We start from the raw sequence: 12858 nt of genomic DNA, 5'->3' as shown, positions 1-12858 counted from the left end.
TCCGGCGCCGGGGTGACCCGCCGCCCGGCGGAGCGGGGCTGAGGATGGCGGCCCCGACCGGCCAGTTGGTGTCCGCCGGTGCGCGCGAGAGTGTGCGGGCCCGCCACACCAGGCGCTTTATCGTCGGCATCGCTGCCATCGCCGCCCTCGGCGGTGCCCTCTTCGGCTACGACACCGGAGTGATCTCCGGCGCGCTCCCGTTCATGGAGGGCCACTTCGGCCTCACCTCCTTGGGCGAGGGCATCATCACCAGCGCGCTGCTGATCGGCGCGGCCTTCGGCTCCCTGATCGGCGGCCGGATGTCCGATGCGCTGGGCCGGCGCAACTCGCTGCTGTGGGCGGGCGCCGTGTTCATCGGCGGGGCGGTGGCCGTCGCGCTCGCCCCCGATGTCCCGTTCATGACCGTGGCGCGCTTCGTCCTCGGCCTCGCCGTCGGCAGCGCCTCGGTCATCACCCCGCTCTACCTCTCCGAGATCGCGCCCCCACACATCCGCGGCCGGCTGGTCTCGTTCAATTCGCTGATGATCGTCAGCGGCCAGTTGCTCGCCTATCTCATCAACGCCTTCCTGGCGCAGTGGGCGGCCTGGCGCTGGATGCTGGGGCTGGCGGCGCTGCCCGCCGTGGCGCTGTTCGTCGGGCTGTTCTTCCTGCCCGACACCCCGCGCTGGTACATCAGCAAGGGGCGGCAGGAGGAGGCGGCGCGGGTGCTGCGCCGTACGCTGCCCGCCGACGACGTACCCGCCGAACTGGCCCGGATCGATCACGCCCGCAGCCTGGAGGCCGACGCCCGGCGCGGCGGCTGGCAGCAGCTGCGCACCCCCTGGGTACGGCGGCTGTTGCTGGTCGGTATCGGGCTGGCAGGCGTGCAGCAGATCACCGGTGTCAACGCCGTGGTGTACTTCGCGCCGAAGATCCTGGCGTCGACCGGTCTGGGCACCGGCGCCTCGATCACCGCCACCATCGCGGTCGGTGTGATCTCGGTGCTCGCCACGGCGCTCGGGATGTCCCTGATCGACCGGGTCGGCCGACGCCCCCTGCTGCTCGCCGGCCTGACCGGGATGGCCGTCGCGCTCGCCCTGCTCGGCGCCGCCTTCCACCTCCCGCACTCCCCCGCCGTCAGCATCCTGGTCCTGGCCCTGATGGTCCTCTACATGGCCTTCATGCAGGCCACGCTCAACACCGGGGTCTGGCTGCTGCTGGCCGAGATGTTCCCGCTCAGGGTCCGCGGACTGGCCATGGGCGCAGCGGTGTTCATGATGTGGCTGGTCAACTTCGCGGTCGCGCTGGCCTTTCCGCTGCTGCTCGACGCGGTCGGCGCCGGCACCACCTTCTGGCTCTTCGGCGTGATGTGTGTGCTGTCCCTGGTGTTCTGCAAGCGGTACGCACCGGAGACGAAGGGCCTGGCGCTGGAGGATCTGGAGGACGAGTTGCGGAAGGCGGCGGGGGCCGCCCCGGCTGCCCACTGACGGGAAGTGGGCGCCTACGGGGCGGACGGGGCATCGGCGAGGCTCTGCCGGGGCACCTCGGACGACCACGCCCCTACGGGAACCACGGACCGCGTTCCCGGCGTCACAGCGGGTGGAATCACATCCAGCGTCACATCCAATGGGGGAAACGGTGGAATTCGTGAAAACCAACGCACTCAGCCGAACCGTCCTGCGCCCGGCCGCCCTGGGCACAGCCGTCCGTCGTACGGCCGTCCTGACCGCGACCGCGGGGCTGTTGACCGCGGGACTGCTCACCGGCCCGGCGTCCGCCGACGGCCCGGCCGGAGAACGGGCGGACACCATGGCCGCCTGCGCCTACTACAACGGCAACGCCCTCACCGTCTACGGTCAGCGCGGCGACCGCGTCTCGCAGGCGCAGTGCCTGCTGGCGAACCGCCGCTATCTCCCCTGGGGAGATGTGACGGGGTACTTCGGCCCCAAGACCCGGGCCGCGGTGAAGAAGTTCCAGTCCCGGCACCATCTGACCGCTGACGGCAAGGTCAACAAGAAGACCTGGTACGCGCTGTACCACGCCTGATCCAGGCCCATCCACGGCTGATCCAGGCCCCATCCACGCCTGATCCACGGTCCAACGGCCGACGACAGTACGGCGCCAGAGCACACGGCACCACAACACCACGGCTATACGGCACCCCTGTGGCGGGCCGGTTCCCCATCCGGGGATACCGGCCCGCCACACGGCTGTGCGCCCACAGCGCCGGTCCCGCGCCAACCCCCTGCTCCCCACTCCGCCCCGGATCGTCCCGCGCCCGTCACAGCCGTCCGCCCCGCGTCACCGCTGTCACCGTTGCGCGCTCCTTACGTCACAGCCGTTCAACAGCCCCTCCCCGATGGTTACTCGGTGTCGTTGTCCAGGCACAGGGTGAGTGATCACCAGGCCGTACCCAGCCCCCTGCCGGCTCCCCGGGCCGACCCTGCGTACGGCACTCAGGAGGTGGCAGAGATGACCGACCGCAAGCTCTGGTCGTACAAGGAGATCGCCGCGCACATCCAGGTGCAGCCGGACACCGTGCGCTCCTACCGGAAGCACGGGTTGCTGCCCGAACCGGATCTGGTGGAGGGCGGAAAACCGTACTGGTTCGCCGACACGGTCAGAAGGTGGGTGGCGCAGCGGCCGGGCCAACGCGGCCGACGCTGACAGCCACCGGACCGGCTCCGGCTCCGGTGCCCCACGCGGCACCGGGGCCCTCGCGCCATCACTGCCGGGCGTTTCCGGCCGCCGCCCACGGGAGGGCTTCGCCCCGGGTCAGCCGGGTGGGGGCGGTGCCGTCGATCCCCTGATCTCCAGCTTCGGGGCCACGAGTTGACGCCCGGCCGGGCAGTCGGGGCGCTCCATACGCTCCAGGAGGCAGCGCGCCGCACGTCGGCCGACCTCGTGGCTGGCGTTGTTCACGGAGTTCAGCCAGAGGTGGCGGATGCGCGCGAGGTAGGTGTTGTCGTAGCCGACGAGGGAGAGGTCGTCGGGTATGCGCAGGCCCAGCTCCTGGGCCGCGGACAGCGCGCCGACAGCGGAGATGTCGTTGAACGCGAAGACGGCGGTGGGGCGTTGGGCCTCCGGGTGCGCGGCGTCGGCTCCTGGATTGCCGTCCGTCGGCGTGAGGAGCCGTACGGCCGCACGGTAGCCGCCCTCCTCGGTTCCGTCGCCGCTCGTCACGACGGCATGCGCCGCCGGCCCGTGGGCGCGCATCGCGGTCTCGAAACCGCGCCGGCGCAGCGTGCCGACCAGGCCCTGTCCGGCGATATGGGCGATCCGCCGGTGGCCGAGGCCGATGAGGTGTTCGGTGGCGAGCCGGGCGCCGCGCTCGTCGTCGTTGGCGACGATGTCGGCGTGCGGCAGCCGGGGTTCGTGGTTGCCCGCGATGACGGTCGGCAGCCGCTCGGCGACCTCGGCGAGGCCGTCGGTGTCCGGGAGGGTGCCGACGACGACGAGGCCGTCGACCCGCAGCTCCTGAAACGTGCGGGCGAAGTCCTGGCCGGAGCGCCGGTCCAGCCGCCCGTCGGCCATCAGCATCCGCAGATCGTGCGCCTGCAGCAGCGAGTTCAGCCCGTCGAGCACGTCGACGAACCAGGGGTTGCGCATATCGTTCAGCAGCACGCCGACGGTGTGGGTACGGCGGGCCACCAGGCTGCGGGCGGCGGCGTTGGGCCGGTACCCGAGCTCCTGGATGGCGTCCAGTACGGCCTGCCGCTTGGTGTCGCTGACCCGGGGTGAGCCCTGCAGCACCAGCGAGACCAGCGATTTGGAGACGCCCGCGCGCTCGGCGACCCCACGGATCGTCGGCGGCCGCCCCGCGCCCGTCCGCGCGCCACCGCGCCCCTCGCCGCGCCCCCCGCCCTGCCCCTCGGCGCGCTCATTGGACCGTTCCATGGACGGAAATCCTTCCATCGGCCCAGGTCGGCGTCAACGTGCAACCTTGGCTGCCTGCAAGGTGGTTGACATGCGGACATCAGGACATGCAGGGTGCGGGGCATCGCAGCCATTGGACCGTTCCAACCCCCTCCCGGAAAGGACCCAGGCATGAAGATCGGCCTGATCGGTACCGGGCGCATCGGCGCCTTCCACGCCACCACCCTCCGGAGCGTCCCGGGCGTCACCGACCTCGTCGTCGCGGATCTGGACCCGGCACGGGCCGCCGCGCTGGCGGACACCCTGGGCGTACGCGCCGCCGCCGGCATCGCGGAGATGTACGCGGACGGCCTGGACGGCGTGGTGATCACCGCCGCGACCAGCGCCCACGCCTCGCTGATCCACCAGGCCCTGGACGCCGGGGTTCCGGTGTTCTGCGAGAAGCCGGTCGCCCTGGACGTGCCCGGCACGGTCGGGGTGGTGGAGCGGGCGCGGACCGGCACCGTGCCCGTACAGATCGGCTTCCAGCGCCGCTTCGACGCGGGCTACCGCGCCGCGCGCGAGGCACTGCGCTCCGGCGCGCTGGGCTGGCTGCACACCCTGCGCGCCTGCACCAGCGACCGGACGCCGCCGCCCGCCAGTTACATCCCTACTTCCGGCGGGCTGTTCCGGGACTGCAGCATCCATGACTTCGACATCCTGCGCTGGCTCACGGGCCGCGAGGTGGTCTCCGTTTATGCGCAGGGCGCGAACCGCGGGGCATCCTTCTTCGCGGACGGCGACGATGTCGACACCTGTGCGGCGCTGCTGCGCTTCGATGACGACACCCTGGCCACCGTCACGGCGACCCGCTACAACGGCGCGGGCCATGACGTCCGGCTGGAGGTGTGCGGCTCCGAGGGCGCCCGTTTCGTCGGGCTCGACGACCGGGCGCCACTACCGTCCGCCGAGGCGGAGCTGTCGTGGCAGCGGGCGGCCGATCCGTATGCCACGTTCATGGAGCGCTTCCACGACGCGTACGTCACCGAGCTGGGCGTTTTCACCGAGGTCGCGGCGGGCCGGGCGCCGAGCCCCTGCCCACCGGCGGAGGCCCTGGAGGCGCTCTACGTCGCCGAGGCGTGCGAGCGCTCGCGTCGTACCGGGGAGCCGGTGGCGGTCGCGGACGTCCGGGTCTAGGGGTCGTCAGGGTGCTCGGGACCGCCACGGCCGCCTTCCGGGAAGCGCCCCCTCGCCCCTCACGTCGCCGTCACCGAGGAAGCCCGCCCGCCGGGCTCCTCACCGTCGCCGGGGCCGCCCCCGCCCTCACCACCGCCCTCAGAGGGGTCACGCAGGGCCCGGCGGCGCACGGCCCACTGGATGGCCGCGCCCACCGCGGCGACCGCGCAGGAGACGCCGAAGCCGATGACGGCGGCGTGCAGCGGGCGGCCGGTGGTGGCGCTGCCGAGGTAGCCGAGGCCGACGGAGTAGGTGGCCCAGGTGGCTTCGGCGATACCGGCGCCGAGGGCGTACTTGCGCAGCGGGTAGCGCAGCACTCCACAGGCCAGCGCGCCGACGATCCGCCCACTGGGCAGGAACCGTATGGCGATCACGAACGGCAGGCCGTAGCGCTGGATCCGGCCCGAGGTCCACTCCAGCAGGGCCCGTCGGCGGGGGTTGCGCCGCATCCAGGCGCGTACGGGTCCGCCGAACCGGCGCGCGGCCAGGTACATCAGCAGGTCCCCGAACAGGGCGCTGCCGGCGACGATCAGCAGGATCATCGGGAGGAAGAGCTCTCCCCGGGAGGCGAGCACTCCGGCGGTGACGAGCAGGGCGGAGTTGGGGACCAGCGGCGGCAGGGTGGTGAGCACCAGCAGGCCGTAGAGGGCGAGTACGTCCATACGGCCGCCTCCTCGGATCCGCCCCGAGCCCGTATCCCAAGGCTGACGCGTGGTGGGACGCACGGCAACGCGATGGGGGGCCGCCGCGCCGCGCACGCGTGGGGTGGTGTGTCCATGGCTTGGATTGATACCCCCTAGGGGTATAAGGTCCCTAAGGTCGGGACAAGAGTCGGGGCAAGCGACGGTTGCCCGAGCCTCACAGGGCACACTTCGGCGCTCCGACACATGCACCACACGGAACACATCGGCACCACAAGGAGAGTCCCCATGGTCGAGAACAGCTCCTGCTGCACCCCGGAAGCCTCCCGCCAGTCCGGCGGCACCGACGTCGAGGTCGGGGCGGTGACCACCACCTACCGGGTCACCGGCATGACCTGTGGCCACTGCGAGGGTGCGGTCTCGGCCGAGATCGGCGAGCTCGCCGGGGTCAGCTCGGTGCAGGCGATCGCGGCGACCGGCCTGGTGACCGTCACCTCGAAGGCCCCACTGGACGAGGAGTCCGTCCGCGCGGCCGTCGACGAGGCCGGCTATGAGCTCGTGGGGCAGTCCGCCTGATCCCGGCGCCGCGGCGCCACCCCCATGGGGCACCCCGGCGCCGCGGCCACGCATGCCTGGCGGCGGCGAAATTTCACACCGCCCTTACAACTGGCACAACACCCATACCAACCGGCCCCGATCTCCAAATCGAGGCCCTTGACCGCATTCGCCCCTATATGGCAAGAGACCCAGATCACACTCGTGGGAACGTAACCATTGAGGGGGGTCGTGAGTCTAACCGGGCAGTGCAGGCACCCCGGCGGGGCTTGCACTGCAACAGCCGTGCTGGTCTTGGGGGATCGTGCCCGGCTACGCGTGGCCGGGGCGACGTGCCCGGGGAGCTTTGAGCGGCCCTCCCGAACGTGCGCGTCCCGGCAGATCGCGGTGCAACCCGGAACGCCCGGACGGATCCCGTGGGGGGAATCCAACCGGGACACGGGAAGCGCCCCGCGCTCTGGACCCGTGGGGGGATCCGGAGGCGGGGCGCTTTCTTTATGTCCGCTTCTTTATGTCCGCGCTGCGTGTTCGCGTTCTTTTGTGCGCGTGTGCGTTCTTTTGTGCGCGCGGGCTGCCCTCGAAGCGGGGGTCAGCGCTCCTCGACCGGCACGAAGTCGCGCTCGACGACACCGGTGTAGATCTGCCGCGGGCGGCCGATGCGGGAGCCGGGCTCCTTGATCATCTCGTGCCACTGGGCGATCCAGCCGGGAAGCCGGCCGAGCGCGAAGAGCACGGTGAACATCTCGGTCGGGAAGCCCATGGCCCGGTAGATCAGGCCGGTGTAGAAGTCCACGTTGGGGTAGAGCTTGCGCTCGACGAAGTAGTCGTCGGACAGCGCGTGCTCCTCCAGCTTCAGGGCGATGTCCAGCAGCTCGTCGGACTTGCCGAGCGCGGAGAGGACATCGTGCGCCGCCGCCTTGATGATCTTCGCCCGGGGGTCGAAGTTCTTGTAGACGCGGTGCCCGAAGCCCATGAGCTTCACGCCGTCTTCCTTGTTCTTCACCTTGCGGATGAAGGAGTCGACGTCGCCGCCGTCGCGCTGAATGCCTTCCAGCATCTCCAGCACGGACTGGTTGGCGCCGCCGTGCAGGGGGCCCCACAGGGCGTTGATACCGGCCGAGATCGAGGCGAAGAGGTTCGCCTGCGAGGAGCCCACCAGGCGGACCGTGGACGTGGAGCAGTTCTGCTCGTGGTCCGCGTGCAGGATCAGCAGCTTGTCGAGGGCGCTGACCACGACCGGGTCGAGGTCGTAGCCCGCGGCGGGCACCGAGAAGGTCATCCGGAGGAAGTTCTCGACGTACCCGAGGTCGTTGCTCGGGTAGACGACCGGGTGGCCGACCGACTTCTTGTAGGCGTAGGCCGCGATCGTGGGCAGCTTGGCCAGCAGGCGGATCGTGGAGATGTGGCGCTGCTGCTCATCGAACGGGTTGTGGCTGTCCTGGTAGAACGTCGACAGCGCGCTGACCACCGAGGACAGCATCGCCATCGGGTGGGCGTCCCGGGGGAAGCCGTCGTAGAAGCGCTTGACGTCCTCGTGCAGCAGGGTGTGGTAGGTGATGTCCTGCTTGAAGTTCGCCAGCTCATCGACGGTGGGCAGCTCGCCGTTGATGAGGAGGTACGCGGTCTCGACGAACGTGCTGCGCTCTGCAAGCTGCTCGATCGGGTACCCGCGGTAACGAAGAATGCCGTTCTCACCGTCGAGATAGGTGATCGCGGATTTATACGCCGCGGTGTTGCCGTAACCGGAATCCAGGGTCACCAGACCGGTCTGGGCGCGCAGCTTCGAGATATCGAAGCCCTTGTCGCCAACAGTGCTGTCGACGACCGGGTAGCTGTATTCGCCGTCCCCGTAACGCAGTACTACAGAGTTGTCGCTCACGTCATCCCTCACCGACGTTGTGCCTCTTCTTCGAGGTGCCCTGACTGCCTATACCTTCCCCCATTTGGGCCTTGGATGTGCACTCGGGGTCGGCCATAGGGCCTGTCTGCGGCACTCAGTGCCGTCTGAGCGCCCATCCTGCCCCTCTTCGCCCCGAATAGGAAAGAGGGGTGACATCACATCGCACCGGCGAGCCGGTGATCGAGCGCCGTACACCGCCGACCGGCGGAGACCGTGCGGACGGCCTGTCCCAGGGCTTTCCGGGAGCCGACCAGCACCACCAAGCGCTTTGCCCGGGTCACTGCGGTATACAGCAGATTGCGCTGCAGCATCATCCAGGCACTGGTGGTGACCGGAATCACCACCGCTGGATACTCACTACCCTGCGAACGATGGATCGTCACGGCATAGGCGTGGGCGAGTTCATCGAGTTCGTCGAAGTCGTAGGGAACCTCCTCGTCCTCGTCCGTGCGCACGGTCAGTTGCTGCTCGTCGCAGTCCAGTGCGGTGACCACGCCGACCGTGCCGTTGAAGACGCCATTACAGCCCTTTTCATAATTGTTCCTGATCTGGGTGACCTTGTCGCCGACACGGAAGACCCGGCCGCCGAAGCGGCGCTCGGGCAGATCGGGGCGGGCGGGGGTGACCGCCTGCTGAAGCAGCCCGTTCAGGGCGCCCGCACCGGCCGGGCCGCGGTGCATCGGGCTGAGCACCTGGACGTCCCGGCGCGGGTCGAGGCCGAACTTCGCCGGGATGCGGCGGGCCACGACATCCACCGTCAGCCGCGCGGCCGCTTCGGCGTCCTCCTCGGCGAACAGGAAGAAGTCCGCCATTCCGGACGTCAGGGGCGGAGTGCCGGAGTTGATGCGGTGGGCGTTGGTGACCACCCCGGACTGCTGGGCCTGCCGGAAGATCCTGGTCAGCCGGACCGCCGGCACTGGGCCGGACCCGTCGAGCAGGTCGCGCAGCACCTCGCCCGCGCCCACCGACGGCAGCTGGTCGACATCGCCGACCAGGAGCAGATGGGCGCCCGGCGGTACTGCCTTGACCAGCTTGTTCGCGAGCAGCAGATCCAGCATGGACGCCTCGTCGACGACCACCAGATCGGCGTCCAGCGGCCGGTCCGCGTCATAGGCGGCGTCCCCGCCCGGCTTGAGCTCCAGGAGGCGGTGGACCGTGGAGGCCTCCGCCCCTGTCAGCTCCGAGAGCCGCTTGGCCGCCCGGCCCGTGGGCGCCGCCAGCACCACCGTGGCCTTCTTGGCGCGCGCCAGCTCGACCACCGAGCGGACCGTGAAGGACTTGCCGCAGCCCGGACCGCCGGTGAGCACCGCGACCTTCTCCGTCAGCGCCAGCCGCACCGCCTGCTGCTGCTCGGGGGCCAGCTCGGCGCCCGTACGCCGCGCCAGCCAGGCCAGCGCCCTGCCCCAGTCGACGTCCCGGAACGCCGGCATCCGATCCTCGTCCGTACGCAGCAACCGGGTCAGCCGGCCGGCCAGAGAGATCTCGGCACGGTGGAACGGCACCAGATAGACGGCGGTGACCGGCGGCGCACCGTCCGCACCGCCCGGCACCTTCTCGCGGACCACGCCCTCCGGGTCGGCGGCCAGCTCGGCCAGGCAGTCGATGACCAGGCCGGTGTCCACCTGGAGCAACTTCACCGCGTCGGTGATCAGTTGCTCCTCGGGGAGGAAGCAGTGGCCCTGGTCGGTGGACTGCGACAGGGCGTACTGGAGGCCCGCCTTGACCCGGTCCGGGCTGTCGTGCGGAATGCCCACGGACTGGGCGATGCGGTCGGCGGTCAGGAAGCCGATGCCCCAGACGTCGGCGGCCAGGCGGTAGGGCTCGTTGCGGGTGACGGAGATGGCGGCGTCGCCGTACTTCTTGTAGATCCGCACCGCGATGGACGTGGACACCCCGACGCCCTGGAGGAAGACCATGACCTCCTTGATGGCCTTCTGCTCCTCCCAGGCGGCGCCGATCAGCTTCGTCCGCTTGGGGCCCAGGCCCGGTACCTCGACGAGGCGGCCGGGCTCGCCCTCGATGATGTCGAGGGTGTCCGTGCCGAAGTGCTCGACGATACGGTCCGCGATCCGCGGGCCGATGCCCTTGATGAGGCCCGAGCCCAGATAGCGGCGGATGCCCTGGATCGTCGCGGGCAGGACGGTGGTGTAGTTCTCAACAGTGAACTGCTTGCCGTACTGCGGGTGGGAGCCCCAGCGGCCCTCCATGCGCAGCGACTCCCCCGGCTGCGCGCCGAGCAGCGCGCCGACGACGGTCAGCAGATCGCCGGAGCCGCGGCCCGTGTCGACCCGCGCGACCGTATAGCCGTTCTCCTCGTTGGCGTAGGTGATCCGCTCCAGGACCCCTTCGACGACGGCTGTGTTGACCATGCGTCGACGGTACCGCCGAGGTCTGACAGCGCGCTCGGGGCTGTGGATCGCGCCAGGGCGCCGGGCCGGGACGCCGGACGCCGAGCCCGGCCGGGGCGTCGTTCCTATCGAGGGGCCCGTCCGATGGTCGGGCCCCTCGATTCCCCCTCCATGCCGGTCCCGGATCCCCCCGGACCCCTCCCCATTTCGGGACCAGCGTCAGCTATGACCGTTGTGGGCGGTCAACGGTTGCACACCTCCGGGGGGTTATTTCACGGGCGGACGAAGTGCCGTTCCGCCGCTCATCCGACGTGCGTCCGGAAGCGCTGTACGACCTCGGCCAGGACCTCGGCGCCGTCCCGTGCCCACAGCGCCGGGTTGAAGATCTCCACCTCGACCGGCCCCCGGTAGCCGGCCGTCTCGACCCGCTCCCGGAACCACCGCAGATCCACCGAGCCGTCCCCGAGCTGGCCGCGCCCCAGCAGGACGCCTTCGGGCAACGGGGTGACCCAGTCGGCGAGCTGGAAGGCGGCGATCCGGGAAGCGGCCGCTCCGTCGGTGCCGGACGCTCCATCCGTGCCGGACGCTCCTTCGGTGCTGCCCGCGCCACCGCTGCCGCCCGCACGTCCGATCTGGGTGCCGGCCGTGTCGTCCCACCACAGGTGGTAGGTGTCCACGACCACCCCCACCCGGTCGGCGGGGAACCGCTCGGCGAGGTCCAGGGCCTGCGCGAGCGTGGAGACCACGCAGCGGTCCGCCGCGTACATGGGGTGCAGCGGTTCGAGCGCCAGCCGTACGCCCCGCTCCGCGGCGTACGGCGCCAACTCGCCCAGCGCGTCCGCGATGCGCTCCCGGGCACCGGCCAGATCCCGGCTGCCGGGCGGCAGTCCGCCGGAGACCAGGACCAGGGTGTCCGTCCCGAGGGCGGCGGCCTCGTCGAGGGCTGCCCGGTTGTCGTCCAGGGCCGCGGCCCGCTCGCCCGGGTCCAGGGCGGTGAAGAACCCGCCCCGGCACAGGCTGGTGACCCGCAGCCCGGCGTCCCGTATCAGCCGGGTGGCCGCGGGCACCCCGTACTGCCGCACGGGTGCGCGCCACAGGCCCACGCCCCGTACGCCGGCCCGTGCGCAGCCGTCGGCCAGTTCGGGCAGCGACCACTGGCGGATGGTCTGCTGGTTGAGGCTGAGACGGTCGAGGAGCGAGGGGGTGCCGAGGCTCATGTGTCCTCCGCTCCGTACACCGTGAGCAGGCTGCGCATCCGGTGGGCGGCGAGGTCCGGGTCCGGGAACAGGCCGAGCGCGTCGGCCAGTTCGTGGGCGCGGCGCAGATGCGGCAGCGAACGGGCCGACTGCAGACCGCCGACCATGGTGAAGTGCGGCTGGTGGCCCGCCAGCCAGGCCAGCAGCACCACCCCGGTCTTGTAGTGGCGGGTGGGTGCCGCGAACAGGTGCCGGGCGAGCGCGACGGTGGGGTCCAGGGCCGCCCGGAATCCGGCGGTGTCCCCGGTGTCGAGGCGGCGTACGGCCGCGGCGGCCAGCGGGGCGAGCGGGTCGAAGACGCCCAGCAGGGCGTCGCTGAAGCCGTGGCCGTCGCCCGCGATCAGCTCCGGGTAGTGGAAGTCGTCGCCTGTGTAGCAGCGCACGGCGGGCGGCAGCCTACGGCGCAGCCGTACCTCCCGGGCGGGGTCCAGCAGGGAGATCTTGACGCCGTCCACCTTGCCGGGGTGGTCGGCGACGAGCGCGAGCAGCGTCTCGGTGGCGGCGTCGGGGTCCGCGCTGCCCCAGTAGCCCGCCAGCGCCGGGTCGAACATCGGGCCGAGCCAGTGCAGGATCGCGGGGCGGGTGGTCTGGCGCAGCAGGTGGCCGTAGACCTCCCGGTAGTCCTCCGGGCCGGTGGCGGCCGCGGCGAGCTGACGGGACGCCATCAGGACGGGCCGGGCACCGGCCGCCTCGACGGTGTCGAGCTGTTCTTCGTATGCGTCCCGGATGTCGGCCAAGGAGGCGTTGTGGGCGGAGAGTTGGTCAGTTCCGGCGCCGCAGGCGAGCAGCCCGCCGACCGTCCGCGCCTCGGCGGCGGAGCGCCGGATCAGCTCGGTGGCGGCGCCCCAGTCCAGGCCCGCACCGCGCTGCGCGGTGTCCATCGCCTCGGCCACGCCCAGGCCGTGCGACCACAGATGGTGCCGGAAGGCGAGGGTGGCGTCCCAGTCGACGGCGGCCGGGCCGTCCGGGCCGGTGTCGGCGCGCGGATCGGCGACCACATGGGCGGCGGCGAAGACCGTGCGAGAGCGCAAGGGGGGCGGGGCGGGGGCGGGCCGGGAAACCGGGTCCGGCGCCGAGGACGGCGGGGG

Annotated in this window: 11 protein-coding genes; 5 read left to right on the top strand and 6 right to left on the bottom strand. The window is 71.2% G+C overall.

Annotated features, from left to right (window positions below):
- Positions 1–44 precede the first annotated feature (44 nt).
- From STRTU_RS23160 to STRTU_RS23150, 3 genes are all read left to right on the top strand, one after another.
- Positions 45–1466 carry a sugar porter family MFS transporter gene (locus tag STRTU_RS23160; RefSeq protein ID WP_159745790.1) on the top strand — a complete coding sequence of 474 codons (1422 nt, stop codon included), beginning with the start codon at positions 45–47 and terminating at the stop codon, positions 1464–1466.
- A 160-nt stretch (positions 1467–1626) separates the two neighbouring features.
- A complete protein-coding gene (locus tag STRTU_RS23155; RefSeq protein ID WP_246241096.1) occupies positions 1627–2025 on the top strand; it encodes a peptidoglycan-binding domain-containing protein in 399 nt (132 codons plus the stop codon).
- 426 nt (positions 2026–2451) lie between these two features.
- Positions 2452–2646 carry a helix-turn-helix transcriptional regulator gene (locus tag STRTU_RS23150; protein ID WP_018093041.1) on the top strand — a complete coding sequence of 65 codons (195 nt, stop codon included), beginning with the start codon at positions 2452–2454 and terminating at the stop codon, positions 2644–2646.
- Positions 2647–2754: 108 nt separating this feature from the next.
- Here the strand turns inward: STRTU_RS23150 and STRTU_RS23145 are convergent, their stop codons facing one another.
- Positions 2755–3876 (bottom strand): LacI family DNA-binding transcriptional regulator, encoded by a 1122-nt coding sequence (locus STRTU_RS23145; RefSeq protein WP_159745788.1) that lies wholly within the window; start codon positions 3874–3876, stop codon positions 2755–2757.
- 150 nt (positions 3877–4026) lie between these two features.
- Between STRTU_RS23145 and STRTU_RS23140 the strand changes: the two genes are divergently transcribed.
- Entirely contained in the window at positions 4027–5031 is a 1005-nt protein-coding gene (locus tag STRTU_RS23140) for a Gfo/Idh/MocA family protein (protein WP_159745786.1), read from the top strand.
- 59 nt (positions 5032–5090) lie between these two features.
- On the opposite strand, the gene STRTU_RS23135 is transcribed toward STRTU_RS23140, so the two are convergent.
- Positions 5091–5732 (bottom strand): DedA family protein, encoded by a 642-nt coding sequence (locus tag STRTU_RS23135; RefSeq protein ID WP_159745784.1) that lies wholly within the window; start codon positions 5730–5732, stop codon positions 5091–5093.
- A gap of 267 nt (positions 5733–5999) precedes the next feature.
- Between STRTU_RS23135 and STRTU_RS23130 the strand changes: the two genes are divergently transcribed.
- Positions 6000–6287, top strand: coding sequence for a heavy-metal-associated domain-containing protein (locus STRTU_RS23130; protein ID WP_159745782.1), 288 nt, complete (start codon positions 6000–6002; stop codon positions 6285–6287).
- Between the two features lie 568 nt (positions 6288–6855).
- Here STRTU_RS23130 and STRTU_RS23125 read toward each other — a convergent pair.
- The 4 genes from STRTU_RS23125 to STRTU_RS23110 all read right to left on the bottom strand — a co-directional run bounded on the left by STRTU_RS23125 (position 6856) and on the right by STRTU_RS23110 (position 12801).
- A complete protein-coding gene (locus tag STRTU_RS23125; RefSeq protein ID WP_159745780.1) occupies positions 6856–8145 on the bottom strand; it encodes a citrate synthase in 1290 nt (429 codons plus the stop codon).
- 176 nt (positions 8146–8321) lie between these two features.
- Entirely contained in the window at positions 8322–10535 is a 2214-nt protein-coding gene (recD2, locus tag STRTU_RS23120) for an SF1B family DNA helicase RecD2 (RefSeq protein ID WP_159745778.1), read from the bottom strand.
- A 281-nt stretch (positions 10536–10816) separates the two neighbouring features.
- Positions 10817–11731 carry a sugar phosphate isomerase/epimerase family protein gene (locus STRTU_RS23115; RefSeq protein WP_159745776.1) on the bottom strand — a complete coding sequence of 305 codons (915 nt, stop codon included), beginning with the start codon at positions 11729–11731 and terminating at the stop codon, positions 10817–10819.
- A complete protein-coding gene (locus tag STRTU_RS23110; protein ID WP_159745774.1) occupies positions 11728–12801 on the bottom strand; it encodes a dihydrodipicolinate synthase family protein in 1074 nt (357 codons plus the stop codon). The genes STRTU_RS23115 and STRTU_RS23110 overlap by 4 nt, the downstream gene beginning before the upstream one ends.
- Between the last annotated feature and the right edge of the window lie 57 nt (positions 12802–12858).

The sequence above is a fragment of the Streptomyces tubercidicus genome (genome assembly GCF_027497495.1).
Lineage (GTDB): Bacteria > Actinomycetota > Actinomycetes > Streptomycetales > Streptomycetaceae > Streptomyces > Streptomyces tubercidicus.
The sequence above is the reverse complement of the archived record's forward strand: the minus strand, read 5'-3'. Positions and strand labels throughout refer to the sequence as shown.